Annotated in this window: 15 protein-coding genes; 3 read left to right on the top strand and 12 right to left on the bottom strand. The window is 60.8% G+C overall.

What is annotated here, in order from left to right; translation table 11 throughout:
- Positions 1–20 precede the first annotated feature (20 nt).
- From OKW43_RS21550 to OKW43_RS21505, 10 genes are all read right to left on the bottom strand, one after another.
- On the bottom strand, positions 21–1,154 hold the full coding sequence (locus OKW43_RS21550; RefSeq protein WP_429449707.1) for a saccharopine dehydrogenase family protein: 1,134 nt from the start codon (positions 1,152–1,154) through the stop codon (positions 21–23).
- 186 nt (positions 1,155–1,340) lie between these two features.
- Positions 1,341–2,021 (bottom strand): c-type cytochrome, encoded by a 681-nt coding sequence (locus OKW43_RS21545; protein WP_429449705.1) that lies wholly within the window; start codon positions 2,019–2,021, stop codon positions 1,341–1,343.
- Positions 2,022–3,500 (bottom strand): flavin monoamine oxidase family protein, encoded by a 1,479-nt coding sequence (locus OKW43_RS21540; RefSeq protein WP_429449703.1) that lies wholly within the window; start codon positions 3,498–3,500, stop codon positions 2,022–2,024.
- Between the two features lie 88 nt (positions 3,501–3,588).
- Positions 3,589–4,554, bottom strand: coding sequence for a WD40/YVTN/BNR-like repeat-containing protein (locus tag OKW43_RS21535; RefSeq protein ID WP_429449701.1), 966 nt, complete (start codon positions 4,552–4,554; stop codon positions 3,589–3,591).
- Between the two features lie 17 nt (positions 4,555–4,571).
- Positions 4,572–6,932 (bottom strand): efflux RND transporter permease subunit, encoded by a 2,361-nt coding sequence (locus OKW43_RS21530; protein ID WP_429449699.1) that lies wholly within the window; start codon positions 6,930–6,932, stop codon positions 4,572–4,574.
- Positions 6,933–6,996: 64 nt separating this feature from the next.
- Positions 6,997–8,829 carry a DUF1302 domain-containing protein gene (locus OKW43_RS21525; RefSeq protein ID WP_429449697.1) on the bottom strand — a complete coding sequence of 611 codons (1,833 nt, stop codon included), beginning with the start codon at positions 8,827–8,829 and terminating at the stop codon, positions 6,997–6,999.
- Positions 8,830–8,907: 78 nt separating this feature from the next.
- Entirely contained in the window at positions 8,908–10,272 is a 1,365-nt protein-coding gene (locus OKW43_RS21520) for a DUF1329 domain-containing protein (RefSeq protein ID WP_429451752.1), read from the bottom strand.
- A gap of 76 nt (positions 10,273–10,348) precedes the next feature.
- The gene (locus OKW43_RS21515; protein ID WP_429449695.1) at positions 10,349–10,762 is read right to left on the bottom strand and encodes a RidA family protein; all 414 of its coding nucleotides are present in this window, start codon (positions 10,760–10,762) and stop codon (positions 10,349–10,351) included.
- A 17-nt stretch (positions 10,763–10,779) separates the two neighbouring features.
- Positions 10,780–11,613 carry a phytanoyl-CoA dioxygenase family protein gene (locus OKW43_RS21510; protein ID WP_429449693.1) on the bottom strand — a complete coding sequence of 278 codons (834 nt, stop codon included), beginning with the start codon at positions 11,611–11,613 and terminating at the stop codon, positions 10,780–10,782.
- Positions 11,614–11,691: 78 nt separating this feature from the next.
- A complete protein-coding gene (locus tag OKW43_RS21505) occupies positions 11,692–11,889 on the bottom strand; it encodes a hypothetical protein (RefSeq protein WP_429449691.1) in 198 nt (65 codons plus the stop codon).
- Positions 11,890–13,062: 1,173 nt separating this feature from the next.
- On the opposite strand from OKW43_RS21505, the gene OKW43_RS21500 reads away from it, so the two are divergent.
- On the top strand, positions 13,063–13,662 hold the full coding sequence (locus OKW43_RS21500) for a lytic transglycosylase domain-containing protein (RefSeq protein WP_429449689.1): 600 nt from the start codon (positions 13,063–13,065) through the stop codon (positions 13,660–13,662).
- Positions 13,663–14,709: 1,047 nt separating this feature from the next.
- On the opposite strand, the gene OKW43_RS21495 is transcribed toward OKW43_RS21500, so the two are convergent.
- A complete protein-coding gene (locus OKW43_RS21495) occupies positions 14,710–15,030 on the bottom strand; it encodes a hypothetical protein (protein WP_429449687.1) in 321 nt (106 codons plus the stop codon).
- A 368-nt stretch (positions 15,031–15,398) separates the two neighbouring features.
- On the opposite strand from OKW43_RS21495, the gene istA reads away from it, so the two are divergent.
- Positions 15,399–16,922 carry an IS21 family transposase gene (gene istA, locus OKW43_RS21490; protein ID WP_187639264.1) on the top strand — a complete coding sequence of 508 codons (1,524 nt, stop codon included), beginning with the start codon at positions 15,399–15,401 and terminating at the stop codon, positions 16,920–16,922.
- Entirely contained in the window at positions 16,915–17,715 is an 801-nt protein-coding gene (gene istB, locus OKW43_RS21485; RefSeq protein ID WP_429449685.1) for an IS21-like element helper ATPase IstB, read from the top strand. The genes istA and istB overlap by 8 nt, the downstream gene beginning before the upstream one ends.
- A gap of 176 nt (positions 17,716–17,891) precedes the next feature.
- On the opposite strand, the gene OKW43_RS21480 is transcribed toward istB, so the two are convergent.
- Complete coding sequence (locus OKW43_RS21480) at positions 17,892–18,062, bottom strand: hypothetical protein (protein ID WP_429449683.1); 171 nt, start codon at positions 18,060–18,062, stop codon at positions 17,892–17,894.
- Positions 18,063–18,228 lie beyond the last annotated feature (166 nt).

The raw sequence follows: 18,228 nt of genomic DNA, 5'->3' as shown, positions 1-18,228 counted from the left end.
GGAATCTGCACGCGCGGCGCTTACAGCTGCGCGATCGTTGCGCGCGCCAGCCCACGCAGCTCGAGGAACCCGAGCAGATAGCGATGCCCGAATGCCTTCGAACCTGAAGCGAAGCCCACCCTGGCGGTCTCGCCGTCAAGCAGCTTGATGGCACCGGCCGCATGAATGGCGCCAGTGGAGATGTACGGCGTGATGCCGTGCAGGGTTGCACGCACCGCTGCAAGCTGGCCGCGACCGATCGCGAAGTCGACAGTGCGATGAAGCGAGGTGCGCTCGCGCGGCGGCATGGCCGGCGTGGTGGAATCGACGAGCTGCTTGAGCACCGCATCCTGGTGCTCGCGGGGCAGGTTCGCGTACTCGGCATCCCACTTCTGTCCGAGCGCATGCACCATCTGCATCGCGTTGTTGTCGTAGAAGCCGACGCAAGAAATGCAGCTGCGCACGCGCGGATCGTGCTCGAAGTACACCGGCAGCGACGTGCCACCCCAAGGGAGCGCGAACACGGGCTGAAGGAAATCGGGGGAGGCAACGTTGAATGAAGCGTGCTTGTCATGCGGCACCAGCTCCTTTTCCCACAGATAGCACGACTCCTGGCGGTAGCCTCCGAAGATGGTCGCCGTGGAACCGACGCTCACACCGGCGCCGGCACCGCGCGGGCCGCGCGTCAAGGTCGCCGTCTCCAGCGCGTCGACACCCGGCGTCTCGAGTGCCAGCTCGGCGGCAATTTCCGCGAACGTGTACATGTACGCGTTCGACGGCGACAACAGCAGACCAGCCTGACGGTACAACTCGCCAAATTGATCGCGCGCCTGGCGGATGAAGTGTTGCTCGCCGGTGGTGTCGAGGTAGTGACACCCTGCCTTGAGTGCCGCCTCTACCGCAACCAGCCCGAAATCGAAGAACGGCCCTACGGTGGTGCACACGACCTTCGCACCTCGAAATGCATTCACGAGCGCATCAACATTGTGGTCGGCCTCGATGATTTCGTAGTTCGCCGATTCGAGGCGCACGACCCGCTGCGCCATCATGTCCTGCGTGCGCTTCGCATTGCGCGCAACCGCCGTAAAGGGAATGTCCTGGTCGATGAGCCAGTCCATGATCAACATGCCGGTGTAACCGCTTGCGCCATAAACGACGACGGGATGCTTCGCCATACTTGCCTCCTGAAACCTGATTGGTGGAATGTTTGCGTCGGCTTGATGCCGGGCTTGCCGCGATAATGCGCTCCTATTTTATAGAACACAATACAAAATATAGGTCATATTACAAAATACGTAGATTTAAAAAGAGCAGGTTATTTCCTGCCTGTTCCCGGCTCCTGTCGCTCTATGCCATAACGGCTATTGCATGCCTGCGCTGCTGCCTCCCGGCGTCAGGCCCGCAAGGTAGCTGGCCACCGCATGGATGTCTTCGCCGGACAATGTAGCGGCCATCCCGTTCATTGCGCCGCTCGGGTCACGACGTTCGCCCGTCTTGAACGCAGCAAGCTGCTTCGCGAGATAGGCTTCGCCCTGGCCGGCCAGCTGCGGCACCTGTTCCCGGCCCATGAACGCTGCCCCGTGGCAGGCCTGGCAGTTTTTCGCCGACACGAGTTCCATGCCGCGCTTTTCGAGCGCCGGCTGGCCGTGCACCGCTTCGTTTTGGGCCGACGTCTGCCGCGAGAAATAGGCAGCCAGTGCTTTGATCTGCCCGTCCGTAAGCTCCCTCGCAATCGCACCCATGTAGGGGTCGGGTCGCTGCCCACCGGCAAACGCGTGCAACTGGGCGACGAGATAAGCCTCTGGCTGCCCGGCCAGCGCCGGATACCAGGCGTTGACGGATTGCCCGTGCGCACCGTGGCAGAAGTAGCAGGTCTCCTGACGTTGCGGCCAGGGGCCGCCGTTGGCCACCTCCGTCTTGTCGACCTCGCTCATCGCTTTCTCAAACTGCATGCCGTCGAGGCAATCGCGTCCGTAGAGCGCTCCCACGCTCACTACGCCTGCCAGCACGACGGCTGTGCTCACGATCCATGTGCGTCTCATTCACGCCACCTCGCCGCGTCGAGTGAAACCGGCCAGCGCCCGCAAGGCAGCGCGGTGGCCCGAACGCACTGCACCGTCCATCGCGCCGGCCCAGATGTCCGCGGTTTCGGTCCCTGACCAGATCAGACGCCCCACTTCGGGATGCAGATACTTGCCCCACTTCGTCCAGAAGCCCGGCGGCATCGGGTTGATGCAATGCAGGGTCCAGCGATCGACCCGGCCCCAGTCGTAGTCGTGGAACTGCGTCGGATGCAGCGCGCGGTCCCCGAATGCCTTGGCAAAAGTGGCCGACAGGGTCTTTTCGGCCATCACCGAATCGTCCGGCAACATCCCCGGTGCAACGAATGCGGCGATCACGCCCAGCGACGCATCGGGTGGCGAGTTGTCGTAGGCCATGAAGACCGGGCCGCCGACCTGGAAGATCGTTCCGCAGTATCCGGCGTCACGCCAGAACGGCTTGTCGTAGACGTGGACCGTCTTGCGCATGGGGGCATTCGTGGGCCAGTTCTGCTGGAGTTGCGCCCGTCCGCCGGGCAACGGCGGATCGAAAACTACCTGATTGCACAGGGCCGGATTCATCGCAACGATCACACGACGCGCCTTGAGGACGCCCTGATCGGTGTGAAGCTCAACGACATCGTGATCCCAGCCCGCGATCCTGCGCACCGGCGAGGACAGCCTGACCTTGTCGCCCAGTTGCTCGGCCATCTTGATGCTCAGACGCTGCGAGCCGCCGACGATGCGTGTTTCCTGCGCGCCCCCCTTGAACGCTTCGAGCTGCGTGTAGTTGCAGCTTGCACTGTTGATCATCGATAAGTAATGCAGCAGCCCCAACTGCGCCGGCGCACCGCCCGTGGTCAGCTTCGCGGCTAGCGCGAGGAAATACCCGTCCTCGTATTTCACGCCCTGCTGCAGGAGCCACTCGCCGTAGGAGAGCTGGTCCAGTTCCGCCAGATGCGGCGCCTTCCATGGCGCGCCGGACGGCACACCGCGCGACAGTTCGGCAAGCCGGTTCCCGATCGTGTCGTCGCCGCCAGTCCCGCCATGAAAGTCCTGGGCCATCGTGGCGCCTTCCGCCATCACCACGGTCTTGCCGGTGTACCAGCTCGGAAACGTATCGATCTCGAGTTGACGTGCCAGATCGAAGATCGCCGTCTGGCCGGGACCGATCCACTGCCCTCCGGCTTCGGAAACGACGCCTTGTCCGAGGTCATGGTTATAGGTGCGCCCACCGACGCGGTTGCGTGCCTCGAGCACGACGAACGAATCACATCCGGCCTGTTTGAGGTCGCGACCCGCGGTCAGTCCTGCTAGACCCGCGCCGATGATCGCGACGTCCAGAATGTCGCCGTTGATGGGCATGGTTACGGCGGCCTGCGCCAGCGACATGCCGCCGGCCGCAAGTGACGCCGCGCCCAACGCCGTAACGCGTAGCAGCTGACGCCGGGTCTGTGCATCCGGCTTATTTTTCCGATCCATGCTTGATGCCCAATTCAGTTTCATTATTTCTCCCCTTTCTTCTCTGCACCTAAGGAGAACGTTCTGACAAGGTAGCGACTGGCGTTTCTCAACGTGCCGCCAGCACCCCGTCCTGCGAAATCAACACCGGTTTGCCGGCGTCATCGATCACTGCTGCGGTGAGCGTCGCGCGATCGTCGCGCTGCTGAACTTCGAACGACGTGCTGCCCTCGCGTTGCCGGAACACAAGGCCATCGAGCCCGACGCCCATCAATCCGTTTCGAGTCGCCACGAGATCGGTGATCGAACTCTTCGTGCCCGAGTCGAGCGCCGCCCACGTCGCTCCGCCGTCGCTGCTCTGGTACAGGCTGCCCAGCAGGCCGCCCACCACGATCCGCCCGTCGGGTAGCGCCACGCCCGTCCACAGCGTGCCCTTGCCGCCCGTCGCCAGATAACTCCAGTTCGCGCCACCGTCCGTGGACTTCAGCACCATGCCTTGTTCCGAATCGATAAAAAGCGCGCCCTGACGGTCCGCGAAGATGTGGTACAGGTTGCGGTCCGCCCTCGTGCCGCCTGGCGGCTTCGGCACGGTCACTTTGGCCCACGTCTTGCCGCCATCGTGTGTGGCCAGCATCAGCGACCACAGGCCTACCGCCAGGCCGTCCCTCTCGCTCGTGAACAGAACCGAGAACAGCGGCTGGTCCACCGAGAGGTTCATGCGCTGTCTCTCCCACGTTTCGCCGCCATCGGTGGTCGCGAGAATCACGCCCCACTGGCCGACCGCCCAGCCGCGCTGCGCATCGATGAACGTCACCGCCGAAAGCGTGGCCGAGACCGGCGCCTGCCGGACCTGGCGCCACGTCTTTCCTTCGTCATCCGATAGAACGATCACGCCGTGCTCGCCCACCGCCACGATGCGCTTACCTGCACGCGCCGCGTCCATCAACATCATGTGCGCCGGCGCGCTCCACGCGTGCGCGGGTTTGGCCGCCCAGTCCGCAACGGTTCCCGGCGGCAGGGCCCAGACTGCCGCACTCGCGCACAGCGCGGCACAGGCGATAAGCATCTTGATCATGACTGCGTCTCCCATGTTCAATGACTGAAGAGTCCGGGCGCACGGGCCGGTTTGCGCCTCGGGAACCACCGTTCCAGCACCGAGGCGAGTGCGGGCAGTGCCGTCATCGCCATCAGCAGGTTCACGAGGAACATGAACGCCAGCAGCTTGCCCATGTCAGCCTGGAACTTCAGCGCCGAGAAGCTCCACGTCGCCACCCCGATCGCCAGCGTGATCGCCGTGAAAATCGTCGCCACGCCCACTTCGAGCATCGCGTGCTGCACCGCCTTGACGATGTTCTGGCCGCCCGCCAGATGCACCTGCAGCCGGTTGTAGATATAGAACGCGTAATCAACGCCAATGCCCACGGCCAGCACCATCACAGGAAGCGTGGCCACCGTGAGCCCGATCTGCAGTTCCTTCATGAACCAGTAGCCGATGAAAGTCGCCACCGAGAGCGGCAGGCAGCACGCCAGCATCGCGCGCCAGTCGCGATAGGCGAGGAACACGAGGACCAGGATCGCCGCGTACACGTAAAGCATCATCGGCAACTCGCTTGCAGCCACCTCCTCGTTGGTTGCGGCGAGTACGCCCGCATTGCCGGCCGCGAGACGCACGGTGATGCCGGGGAATGAATGCGTTGCGCGATACGCCTTCACGTCATCCAGAATCCGGCTGATCGTCGTAGCCTTGTGGTCGGTGAGGAACAGATGCACCGCCATCATGCTGCAATCCGCCTTCATGAAACCCTTCACCCGGCCCACGTCCACCGAAACCGAGCCGTAGTTCTCCGGGTCGATCGGCACGACATTCATCTTCGGATAGTCCTCGTTGTAGCCCTGGTTGTAGCGCCGCAGCATCGCCGAGTACGACTGTGCCGACACCACGCCGGGCTCGGTGCGCATCGCACTCGTGAGGTCGTCCTCGTACAGGCCGACTGCCGGGTTATCGCAGCCTTTCTGCGTCGACTCGATCGCGACCGTGAGCCAGTCGAGGCCGATGTCGTAGCTCGAAGCAATCGATGCGGCGTCACGGTTGAAACGCGCGTCCGCACGCAACTCGGGTGCGCCCGGCTGCAGCGTGCCGATCACGCGGTCGCGGCTTTGCCACGCGGCGAGTGCGAATACCACCAGCGTCAATGCCACGGTGCCACCCGCGTAGCGCGGCTGGGTGATGCGCGCGAGCCCGCGCAGCCACTCCGAGCGCCGCTCGCTGCGCTTGAGCGCGCTATCCGCATAGCGCTTCGTGAAGTTGAAGCACGACGCCGCGACCGGCAGCAGCACGAGGTTCGTCACGATCTTGTATGCGACACCGAGCGAGGCCGTGATGGCCAGTTCCCGCACCATCGGAATCGGAATCAGCAGCAGCGTGATGAACGACACGAATGCGGTGACAAGTGCCAGCACGCCCGGAATCAGCAGACCGCTGAAGCTGTGCCGGGCCGCATCGAACGAGCTGTTACCGTGAGCGATCTCGCGCACGATGAAGTTGACCTGCTGCACGCCGTGCGAGACGCCAATCGCAAAGACGAGGAATGGCACCAGCACCGCGAGCGGGTCCAGTCCGAAGCCCAGCAGCTTGAGCGTGCCGAACTGCCAGACGAGCGACGTGAGTGAGCACGAGATCAGCAGCACCGTAAAACGCACCGAATGGCAGTACCAGTAGACCGCGAGCGCAGTCAGCAGCAGTGCAATGCCGCAGAAGCCGAGCACGGCGGTCGCGCCATCGGCGATATCGCCAATCTGCTTGGCAAAACCGATGATCTGGATTTCATAGCCCGCGTCTTCGAACGGCTTGCGGATCTGTGCTTCGAGCAGGTGGTTGAACGCTACGTAGTCGAGAACCTTGCCGTTGCGGTCGCGCTCGTTGAGCTCCGCCGTAATCATGGCGCTGTCTTCGTTGTGCGAAACGAGCGTGCCGACATAGCCGCCGAGTGTGGTCGCGCGGCGGATCTTCGCGACGACGTCCGGCGTGAGCTGCTCAGGCGTGATTGTTCCGGAGATGATCGGCTCGGCACGGAAGCCCTCGTCGGTGATCTCGTTCACATAGGCATTCGGCGTCCACAGTGACTGCACGCCAATGCGGTCCACGCTCGGCAGGTACGTCACCGCCTGGGTCACCCGATACAGACGCGTGAGCCCGTCCTTCGTCCAGATCGGGCCCTTGCGGGCGCGCACGACCACGGTGATCCGGTTCGCGCCGAGCAGATCGGAGCGGTACTTCTGGAAGGTCTGGATGTATTCGTGGCCGATCGGCATCTGCTTCTCGAAGCCGGCATCCATGCGCAATTGCACCGCGAAAAAGGCCATGACGGCGGTGAACACGACGATGCTCACGAGCACCGCCGCACGGTAACCGAAGAAGACCCGTTCCAGCGTTTTTACGAGGCGATTTAACACGGCATTATCCCTTCAGGTGTATCGACGACTCCGCGCGCGGGATCGCCTTCTAGCTGATGAATCGTCAGAAGTTGCGGGTGACGAACATCCCGACGAAGTTTCGGTCCGCATAAGGCTGTCCGACCGTGTTGTGCCCTCCCCAGAACAGCGTGTAGTTGATTCCCGCCTGCCACACCGTGGGGTTCTGGTTGAACAGCACGTAGAGGTTCAACGACTTCGCCCCCTGCATGTAGTTCGCACTCAGTGTCGGGGTATAGCCGTACAGGCCATCGGCAAAAGTAATGCCCGGCGTCACCTGCCAGCCATGAATCAGAGAACCGTCATAGGTCCAGTTGAAGTCCACCGTGGCGCCCACCGAGCTCGACGTTCCCTGTCCCATAGCGATCGGATAGCCCAGGTTCGAGTTGTTGTTCAGCCATGGGAAATATCCCGCCATCGGCACCTGCGTGACGCTCTGCCCGTTGACCGTGCGCGTAACGCCATTCGAGCCTAGACCCGGGTAGTAGATCCACGTGAGTTCCCAGGTGAGCGCCGCAGCGTCTGCGCCGACCAGTTTGAGAAACGGATATTCGCTGCGTGTGAGCGCGAGAATGCCGTTGATGTCGTACTGGAATCTCTTTTTATCGGCCCATTGCTGGCAGTCGACGCCTGCCACGCCGTTGGTATTCAGGTCGAGCGGTCCACCCGCGCCATAACAGCTTGACAGCGCTACGGCGTCATGAGGCCGGTACGAAAGCTCCGTGCCGATCGCCCAGGGGCCAAGCCCGAAGTTTGCGCTTGCTCCAAAAAGCTGACGGTTCTGCAGATACGACCACTGCAATGTCCCGTTGGCCAGCGACGAAAGCACCGGCGACTTGTCGGTATAGTTCAGGTAGTAGATCGCGAAGTTTGCGTCGAACGACCGCGGCGAATAGTTGAACTTCACGCCGAACTGGGGCTTGTACTTTGATGGCGCCTGCCACTCGACCGGAAGGCCGATCACGTTGTACGGCGGCCCGGCGAAAGCGCCGTTGACGAGACCCGTGTAGATACCGTTGAGCGTATTCTGGTTGCCGCTGGCAGGCCCGGCGATCGTGCCGGCGCTCGGGCCGGCCACGTTGAGGTTGTTGGTGCTGACCGTATATGGCTCCGTCCCGCGGCCGAGGCTATTGGACACCGACCAGTAGGAACCGACCGGCGGATAGCGGTTGCCGTTCCACTGAAATTGGTAGTAATCCTCCGTACTGAATCCATGAGAAAGATCGGCGGCGAAGCTGATCATGGGCGCGGGCAAGAGCGCCTGCTTGAGTTGCGAGCCGGGAATCAGCAGCTTCTGGACATCCAGCGAATTGGTGGCGTTCACGCCACCCATCGCGAAGATGCTTTCTCCCCAGTTGATCACCTGATTGCCGAGCCGCACATGCGCGGCGTTGCCGCCGATCGTAAAATCCTTCTCACCCCATAGATCGAGCAACTGCACGTCATAAACGACCTGCGCCGACGCGGTGCTCGATAGCGGCGTTCTGTTCGTATCACCGGCAAGAAAGTCGTACATGCCCGTGCCACGGATCATGAACTTGAGTCCCTCGCTCGGCATCTTGAAGAGCAGCTCGCTCGTTGCGCTGATGTAGGTGCTGAAAGGTTGACCCTTGCGATAGTTCAGGTTGCCGTTGTCGCCAACGCCCCACTGGTTCACATTTGCGGCTGCTCCACAGTCAAACGCGTTCGGGTCACCCGTGAGCGAGCAGCTCGGGTTTTTGGTGCGGATGCCAGCGCCTGCCGTGAGGTTGGTCACCCACGATCCGGTAAGATCGTTGATCCCGGTCGAAAACTCGTACCCATACGCGCTGGAGGTAGCAGCCGCACCGGCGATCGCCAGCGAGACCGTAGCAGTCCTTCCTATCGTCTTCGTTTTCATGATTCTCCCCTGCAGCCAATCTCATTGCCGGCGCGCCTCATCGATGCGCCCCGGCCCCCTTTTGTGGTTTGCCGAACTTCAGCGCTCGCTCACCGACCGCAGGGATTCGGCCGAGTAGAAGTCGGTCTTGAAACGAGGATCGTTGGCCTGCTGGTACCAGCGGACGTCCTTGCCCTGGCCGATCGACGAGGCGTCAAAGACGTAGCGTCCATTGTTGAGGTCGTACTGCACCATCGGCTCGTTATCGCAGGCGCCGCCCAGCTCCCATACCGGGATCGGGTAGCTCTCGCGCATCTTCCAAAGCTTGCCCTGAGCGTCATAGTCCTCGCCCACGAGCGCGAGCCAGCTGTCCTCATCCAGATAGAAGACCTTTTTTGAAGCGACGTGGCGGGCCGATGGCTTAAGCGTTGCCTCCACTACCCAGACGCGGTGTACCTCGTAACGACGATGATCGGACGAAATGCCGTTGGGCGTGGCGACGTCGTGCAGCTTGTCTTTAAAGCCGTACATGCCGAAATCGTCATACGGGACGATTATTTCCTTCTTGCCCACGAGCTTCCAGTTAAACCGGTCAATGGAGCCATTGAACATGTTGGATTCGTCGATCAGATACTGATTTTCGAAACCGATCAGCGGCGCATCGTGCGTATAGGCCGGCATGCGCCTCACGCGGCGTTGGCCAGGAAAGTAGTAGTACGTTTCCGAGTCCTTGTCGAAGTACTGGCGCTGCACGAAGGCCTGACCGGCCAGCGCCGCGGGTGAATCGACCGAGAAATAGGCGCCCAGGTTGAACTGGTCGACGTCCTGCGGTGTGGTCTTGCCCTCCTTGCCCGCCGGGAAATAGAACGCCTGCGGACCGATTGCGTCGATCCAGTCACCGTTGCCGGGGCGCGGGGAAATGGACGTGACGACCGGCGACCACTCGATACCCTCGCCGCGATAACGCGTCTCGTAGTTGAGGATCGCTTCGGCGCCGTTCTTCGGCTCCGGGAAGGCTACCCCGGGGAGCACTGCGGCCTGCACCGTCTCGCCATCCGAAGCGAGTTTCGCCGTCATGAGATTGGCCTTCGAATTCTGCTCGGCGAAATCCGGCAACTGGCATTCGCGATGGGACGGATAGACGTCCATGCGGTAGCCCTTCAACTGCTTGATGAGCTGGAACTGCCCCGGCGCCAATTTGTCGGCGTATTTGTCGACGTTCGACGCATCGATCGTGTACAGGGGTTTTTCGTTCTTGTGCGTCCAGAAGTCGCCGCGAACCTTGCCCCATTCCCAGCCTGCGGGCGTGGCTTCCCTGCCGGCAAACGCCGGGACGAGCCCGTCCTTGCTCGCCGCGCGCTCGCCGCCGACTGGCGTGAGGTCGTCGGCAGCGGCCACTCCGGCCATGAACAATAACGCCGCCGTGATTGCAGATACGGCTCCGATTGTGTGCTTTCTCATCATGACTCTCCGTCCCATACCACTTTCATTCCCAGTACATATCGTTTGATTCAAACTGAATGTCTTTGAACCGAACTGCTCAGCCCTCGCCGCACCCGGCCACGGCCACCGCCCGAATCTCCATACACAACTCGGCAAGCGCCAGCTGTGTTACGCCAACCGCCGTCCACGACGGATAGCGCGTCGGGAAGTACGCGTCCTTCACCGCCGAAAAGGCCTCGATCTCGCCGCGCAGGTCCGTGTGGAAGGTCGTCAGTTCCACAACATCGGCAAGGGTCCCGCCCGCCGTCTCGAGCACGGCTTTCAGGGACTCGAAGGCAATGCGGGCCTGCGCCTGCATGCCCTCACCGGCTTTCATATCCGGTCCGATGCCAACCTGGCCGGAGACCCAGATCGTGTCCCCGACGCGGGTCGCGGGCGAAAAATGGTAGGCGTCGTAGAACGACTGGAACGGCGGCGGAACGATCGATTGCCGCCTGGTGGAGGTTGTCATGATGTGGGTTCCTATGATCAGACGAGTTGACGGAAACACGGCGCGCGAAACGGATCGCCTTCTCTTAACCCGGCAAGCTCGTCGAGGAACAAGACGCCCGCCGGTGTGAAGCCTGAGACACTCGGTTGTGGAAGCGGACTGAAAACCGCGTCGTCGCCGAAGAAGCGCAGCACGAGCGTGTGGCGATCCGGAAATGCGGAGTCCACCGCGCCGCCGCCGTGCAGCACGCCGGGATGCAGCAGCAGGACGTCGCCGGGCTCAGTCGCCCACGAAATGATGTCGTAGGCAGTCGGGTCGACGCGGCGCTCAGCTTCGATATTCGGCAGGCGCGGCCAGATATCGCTGCCATGCAGAGGATCAGTCGGATCTTCAGCGTTTTGAAAGGTCGTGCCGTCGTGACGCGGGCCTCGATGCGAGCCGCACACAATCTCGAGCGCATTCTGTTTAGGTACGGCCTCGAAACTGATCCAGGCATTGCTGAAGTGCATGCCCTCCCATGGCAGGTAGGAAGTGTCCTGATGCCACGGCGAGCGACCGCTCCTGCCTCCGCTTTTGAGGAACAGTTCCTCCGCGAAATACCAGACGTGATTCGAGCCCCACAGGTCCGCGAACAGTCGGCCGAACGACAGTTCGCCAGCCAGCTCGTCCAGACGCTCCTTTGCAAACGGATTGGCGTTGTCGTTGTGCGTCTTGTGCACCGTGCCTTCGAACAGGCTGCAGGCCATGGGCCCGGGGTTCTCTATGCCCCAGTCGAAGACCTGCCGGCACCGCGCCAACTGCTGCTCGCTGAGAAGACCTTTGACCAGAACGGCACCGTCCTCGGCGAACGCCTTGCGCGTGGCTTCATCCATGGCTGAAATCCTGAATCATCAATCGGCGGCTTGGTTGCAATCGCTTCCCGCGGCGCCTAGTAGAAAATGCTACTAAAGTTAGGTCATGATACAAAAACCGAAAAAAGAAAAAAGAGAGGGAATTCCCTGTGTGTGCAAATCGGTGGCAATGGCGAAGTACCAGGCGTGGTCTGAGGCCAACAGATCCGCGAACAGTCCGCTGAACGACATCTGTCCGACCAGGTCGTCCGGGCGCCCTTCGCGAACGGATTGGCGTTGTTGGGTCTTGTAGCCCATGTCTTCGAAGAAGCAGCAGGCCATGGGTCCAGGGGTTTCTATACCCCAGCCGAAGAACTGCCGCCACCGTGCCAGTTGCTGCTAGCCAAGAAGACTTATGGCCAGACGGCGGTGTCCTCGCCGTTCGCTCCCCCGTAGCGACTTTGTAGAAAATGCTGCCTAAATTAGGTCATAATGAAAAATTAAGAAGGAGTAAATGACGGGGTATTCCCCGTCTTCACAGGGTTACACACCAGCCTGCCGACCCCACGGTTAGTCGCGGAACGTGGTTGCGGCATCTGCAAGCATCTTGACCGAACGAGGGCGCCCTTCACGGACGGAAGGCAACGGATACGCCGCCGAAATTTCCCTTGCTTTATTTGGTAAACATACCTATCTTAGTCTTTGTGTACTACTTGAAAGATCTTCGGGAATATCTGCAATGCCCTTTTGCGTGTGGTCTTCCCTTTTGGCAGCGACGTGCTGCAGTCGATCGAGTTAGCAACCCGGCGCCTTGGCATCGGAAGGCGTGGAAACGTGGCTTGGAGCGGCTTTTGTCGCGAAGCCGGTGCGGCGCCCCTCAGCGGCGGAAAAAGTGGGAGATCGTGATGTCCGGCATTCTCAGCAATTGGATCTATATGGGCAGCAATGCATACGACGAATACACGTTCGTGCCGTGGCTGAACAAGAACGTTTACCGTCGGACTGTAGACTTTAGTCAGGTTTGCATACTGTGACGTTTGCGTATTGCACTTCCACCCGTACTGCGGGCACATGAGGTGAAAACGCGCCATCTCGTCAATGAGAAATTGAACCGATCAAAACTGAAGCGAATATGGCTGTCAATTTCTCAAAAGGGCTGCGCCTGTAATTTTCAGCAATTGATCTCGCGGTTTGACAATTATTCCGGGTTCCTAAAGGCACTGCAGCGCATTGCCAACAGCGTTCGCGAGTCGGTTGCCAGCGAAACGCGCGCCGCTCGAATTGATTTGGCGCCCAAGCGCTTGGATTGGCGACTCTGATGCTTACGCAGCGGTCGTCGCTGGGCAGATTGTTTCCACTTTGACCACTGAATTGGACAGTACGGAATCCTTTGATTTTTACCTTATCGCTTTTAATTGCCGTCGTCAGGCTGTTCTTGGGGAAGCACCGCTTGAACCGCTCGTGACCACTTGATATTGAGGAACATAGACCGTGTTCACGAACCTCAGCGAAGATTCGATTGGGTGGTTACGCACTAGTGCTCACCGCCTCCGCGATATTGTCCTCGCGTCGATTGTGGTTTTCTACTCGCTAACGGGACAGTGTTATGGCGCTGTTGCGCCGGCTAGGCCGACGTCCACGCAAACTGTCGACGTGCCGCCAGAGGAAGCGCCCTCTGCAGAGGAGATCGCAGCTGTTGTAAGTGCCCGCTTCCATATAGGATTGCACGACGCCTTGGAAATCGGTCACGCGGTGCTAATCGCGGCGAGGCGCTACACAATCTCACCGTTGTTATTGCTTGCAGTGATCGCGGTCGAATCTAGTTTCGACCGATTTGCGGTAAGTGTGGTTGGCGCCAAGGGACTCATGCAAGTGCTACCATCTCAACACAGAGACCGCGCCCTTCGCACGTCCGATTTGACCGACGCACGCACGAACGTCCGCATCGGGTCCGCAATTCTGCGAGAATATATAAGAGCGTCAGGTGGAAACCTCGAGGACGCGTTATATCGCTATAGCGGGGGCGCCAAGGGCTATACACGACGGGTAGTCGATCGCTTGAGCATGATGAAAGCGGAATTCGGTTTATAGTCGCGGCCTTGTTTGGATTCGGTTGAGAAACTCAAGAAGCGATAGTACGCACCGAGCTCAAAACCAAATTGCGCGCGAAGCCAAGTCGCCCTCCTGATTCATTCGGTAGTGTCGCCGGATTGTCGGCGGGTTATGAAGCTGCCCCCTACGTGGCTTTGCAGATGCTCGCGACCGTCAAGCTGGGCCTCGCGACCTGGATCGCGTTGAGGGCGTGCTAAAGGTCCTCGGTATGGTCCATGCCGCATCAGGATTCCGCCATCATCCGAAGGTGATCAATGGCTTCTCTGAAGTCATCACGGCTGCTTTTCGACGAAGCCGGCCGCCACGCGAGCTCCGCCTTTGGCCTGGGATCGTTCCCGCACGGGATGGTGGTCGAGGTCGAGGCCGTGATGCTGGTGCGCGAAGGGTCTCAGCGGAGGTGGTCGAGCCTGAACGTGACGACTCCGCCGGGATTGACAACAGCGTACAGGCTGTCTGGGTCAAAGACTTTGTACAGCCTGTCCTGGACTTAAGGTTCCCGAGCTTCGTATCGGTCAGCACGGGCGCTAGCGCTAGTTTTGCCTTTGCGTATACCGTCACCGTCAACCAGAACCGCGCAACGCCCACCCAGTAAGGATCTCAGCGAAAAAATACCGTCAGGTCGCGCTTGTGCATCTGACGGTATACGGATTTCCTGACGAATGGTTTTTCGAAATACCGTCAAGAACACCGTCAGAAATTGGCGGCTGCAGCCGATAGATGGCGAATCTGAAAACGGGCAAAAGCCGCGCACAGCGCGGCTTTGCCGGATTTTCCGATAGTCCCCGATAGCAGGCGATAGTAGTCGATAGTCCCCGTCACTCCCACTCGATTGTCAATCTAACGCTGAAACCTCGTCGAGACGGAGCTACCACAGACTTGAGTAATGGGAATACCGCCACCGATACCGACATTACAGGGCGGCACTTGACGGCTTTCGGCAGCCAGCATTGGATAATCACCGGCGTCCGCTCGACTAAATTGTCGAGGTCATTTTGCCCAATAGAGAAGTTGAGGTCGACGATATCGCTAGTCGTCTTGCTGCTCAAGCAGTGTGATCCGTTCGACGAGGTCCATCACAAGATCGTCGGCCACGTCGTTCTTGACGTTATGCCTGGCATGAGGTTGCGGAAGGACAACAAGCGCTATTTCCGAAACCGATAGGAACTGCGCATAGTTACTTTCTGTGGCGGCTTCGGCGACCAGACACGCCTCCTTTCCAAGATCGGACGCCAATCGGCCGCAGTCGCCGCAGACCACGGCTCGCTTGCTGCCGTACCGTTCGCCGGGCGCGTAGAAGGAACGATCCGATAACAGAAAGGTCCAATCGCCCTTGTTGGATTTACGCACTGTCTCAAGTTTCGTCCGGTCGCAGGCGGGGCATCGCCATGATTCGGTCACGGCGCTCCAATGCCGGCCAAAGGAGACCTTCGCGAGATAGCCAACGTCTTCGGGACGCGGTCCCACGCGCGGACGTTTATGCTTGACGCGTCGCCAGGCGCTCGCATCCGGGGATGGTGGTCGCCGCTTGTCGCCCGTCAGCTCATAGAGCGCACCGGGAACACCATATTGTCCCTGCAGGTACTCGGCATGGCGGTAGACCTGTTTACGCCGACCGAAAATTCAGCCACATGTAGGGATCGCGCCGACTGAAAACTGAGCCGGGCAATCAACCTATCCTGCTAGTTTTTCTGGCAGGGTGTTTGGGGATGATCCCGATGACGATGATTGGCAAGGTGCGGCGGATGTTCCACCGCCAGAACAAGTCGGTACGCGAGATAGCGCGTCTCACAAGCCTGTCGCGCAACACGATTAGTAAATATCTGAACATGGATGTTCAGGAGGAGCCGAAGTATCAGCGGCGCTCGCAGCCGACCCGGTTAACGCCGTTTCATGAGGTGCTGGTGCAGGCGCTCAGTGTCGACGCGCGGCGACCGAAGAAGGAGCGGCGCACCGCCTGGATGCTGTTCCAGGAGATCAAGGGCGGCGGCTACGACGGCTGTTACTCGCGGGTCACCGATTTCATCCGGGCCTGGCGGCAAAGTGAAGGCAAGGCGGCTTTGAAGTCGGCGTTTGTGCCGTTGCGATTCGAGCTGGGCGAGGCATTCCAGTTTGACTGGTCCGAGGAAGGACTGGTTGTCGGCGGCATTTACCGCAAGCTGCAGGTGTCGCACATGAAGCTGTGTGCGTCGCGGGCGTTCTGGCTGGTTGCCTATCCGAGCCAGGGGCACGAGATGCTGTTCGATGCCCATACGCGCTCGTTCGCCGCTTTCGGCGGAGTGGCCCGCCGGGGCATCTACGACAATATGAAAACGGCCGTAGACAAGGTTCACAAAGGCAAGGGTCGCACGGTCAATCCGCGTTTCGCTGTAATGTGCTCGCATTATCTGTTCGATCCGGACTTCTGTAACGTCGCCAGTGGCTGGGAGAAAGGCGTCGTCGAGAAGAACGTGCAGGACAGCCGTCTACGCATCTGGATTGAGGCGCGGGCGCAACGCTTCGGCAGTTTCGCTGATCTGAATGCATGGCTGGCGACGCGGTGCCGGTCGTTGTGGGATCAGGTGAAGCACCCGGACTATCGTGACCTGAGCGTCGCCGACGTGTTCGAGCAGGAGCGCGCCCATCTGATGCCGATGCCGACACCGTTCGACGGTTATGTTGAGCGTGCGGCACGAGTCTCGTCGACCTGCCTGGTGGTGATTGGCCGCAATCGCTACTCCGTGCCATGCGAATTCGCAGGCCAGATGCTTAGCACGCGGCTCTATCCTGGTCGTGTTGTGGTGGTGGGCGACGACGCCGTGGTGGCCGAACACGATCGACTGGCCGACGAAGGACTGGTGCGATACGAGTGGCAGCACTATATCCCGCTGATCCAGCGCAAGCCTGGCGCGCTGCGCAACGGTGCGCCGTTCCAGGATATGCCCGAGCCGCTGCAACGCCTGCGTCGGGCGTTACTACGCGAGCCAGGTGGTGACCGGGTAATGGCGAAGGTTCTGGCACTGGTCCCGGAAAGCGGTCTGGATGCCATAGTGGTTGCAGTCGAACTCGCATTGGAGCAGGCGCCGCCCTCCGGGCGCGTGAGCGTGGAGCATGTGGTGAACGTGCTGTCGCGCATGCGCAGCGTGCAGATGCCGCCGAAGATCGATACTGCGCTGCAACTGACGACACCGCCGTTGGCCGACACATCGCGCTACGACGGGCTGCGCCCGGCGCTGCAACAGCCGGAGGCCGGTCATGCGTGATCTGATCGTCGAACTTAAACACTTGCGGCTGCACGGCATGGCTGCCGGCTGGGCCGAACTGCTCGAACAGGTGAATGTCGAGGCGGCGTCTTCGCAATGGCTGCTCGAACGGCTGTTGCAGGCCGAGGTCGCGGATCGGGCCGTGCGTTCGGTCAGCCACCAGATGAACGCGGCGAAGTTCCCGGTGCATCGCGACATCGCCGGCTTCGACTTCGATGGCTCGCCGGTCGACCGCCAGCTCGTCACGCAACTGGCCGGCATGACGTTCACCGAAGGCGCGCACAACCTGGTTCTGGTCGGCGGCCCGGGCTCGGGCAAGACGCATCTGGCGACCGCCATCGGCGTGTCCGGCATCATGCACCACGGCAAACGGGTGCGCTTCTACTCGACCGTGGATCTGGCCAACGCACTGGAGCAGGAGAAGGCGCAGGGACGCGCCGGGAGGATCGCGGCGAGCCTGCTGCGCCTCGACCTGGTCATTCTGGACGAACTCGGATATCTGCCCTTCAGCCAGGCCGGCGGGGCGTTGCTATTCCACCTGCTGAGTCGTCTGTACGAGCATACGAGCGTAGCGGTCACAACGAATCTGGACTTCGCCGAATGGTCCAGTGTGTTCGGTGACGCGAAGATGACCACGGCATTGCTGGACCGGTTGACGCATCACTGCCACATCGTGGAAACCGGCAACGAAAGCTACCGTTTCCGCCATAGCAGCGCCAGTGCAAAGAAGCGTATCCGCTCGCGTGAAGCAGTGCGCAGAGCCGACGGTGCGGGCGCGAACGAATCAGCCTGATCGTCGCTTGCCGCGCAGTGGAAGCCGCTACGGGCTACGCCCTTCGCAGCTTCCACTGCGCAATACATCCTCACACAAAGGAGGACAAGCACTCCGCAAACCCATACACTTATCCACAACCGGTCCTGCTTCGGACCGGTCTCCACCCCGGCTCAAAGCCCGGTCGGCGCGGTGGCTTAAAATTCATTCGGCGCGGACAGGTAGACCGTCTCCGCGCGTTGCCCATAAGGCAGTTCCTGATACCAATGCGTGTTGGTCGCGGCGATGCCAGCGATGCGTTCAACAATTTTGAGCCGCCTCGCGAACGTTTCCTCATTGACTTGCCAGATACGTGCAGCCTCCTCCACATCGATCTCGTGCGGAACATTGGGTCGGGGCCGCACGAAACGCCTGATCTCCTGAGGTGAATAGGAGAAGTCCCTGTGGGTACGGGGCGCTTGCCTTCTGGCCGTCCACCGCGCTCCCGAGAAAGGGATGCCTCCCTCGTCAGATGGCCAAAGCCTGACTCATTTC

The organism is Paraburkholderia sp. WC7.3g, assembly GCF_050436345.1.
GTDB classification, from domain to species: Bacteria; Pseudomonadota; Gammaproteobacteria; order Burkholderiales; family Burkholderiaceae; genus Paraburkholderia; species Paraburkholderia podalyriae.
This window is presented reverse-complemented; position numbering and strand designations above follow the sequence as displayed.

Coding starts and splice junctions, on each gene's coding strand:
- OKW43_RS21550 (WP_429449707.1), bottom strand. CDS start 1,154: ATGGCGAAGCATCCCGTCGTCGTTTATGGCGCAAGCGGTTACACCGGC.
- OKW43_RS21545 (WP_429449705.1), bottom strand. CDS start 2,021: ATGAGACGCACATGGATCGTGAGCACAGCCGTCGTGCTGGCAGGCGTA.
- OKW43_RS21540 (WP_429449703.1), bottom strand. CDS start 3,500: ATGGATCGGAAAAATAAGCCGGATGCACAGACCCGGCGTCAGCTGCTA.
- OKW43_RS21535 (WP_429449701.1), bottom strand. CDS start 4,554: ATGATCAAGATGCTTATCGCCTGTGCCGCGCTGTGCGCGAGTGCGGCA.
- OKW43_RS21525 (WP_429449697.1), bottom strand. CDS start 8,829: ATGAAAACGAAGACGATAGGAAGGACTGCTACGGTCTCGCTGGCGATC.
- OKW43_RS21520 (WP_429451752.1), bottom strand. CDS start 10,272: ATGATGAGAAAGCACACAATCGGAGCCGTATCTGCAATCACGGCGGCG.
- OKW43_RS21515 (WP_429449695.1), bottom strand. CDS start 10,762: ATGACAACCTCCACCAGGCGGCAATCGATCGTTCCGCCGCCGTTCCAG.
- OKW43_RS21510 (WP_429449693.1), bottom strand. CDS start 11,613: ATGGATGAAGCCACGCGCAAGGCGTTCGCCGAGGACGGTGCCGTTCTG.
- OKW43_RS21505 (WP_429449691.1), bottom strand. CDS start 11,889: ATGGGCTACAAGACCCAACAACGCCAATCCGTTCGCGAAGGGCGCCCG.
- istA (WP_187639264.1), top strand. CDS start 15,399: ATGACGATGATTGGCAAGGTGCGGCGGATGTTCCACCGCCAGAACAAG.
- istB (WP_429449685.1), top strand. CDS start 16,915: ATGCGTGATCTGATCGTCGAACTTAAACACTTGCGGCTGCACGGCATG.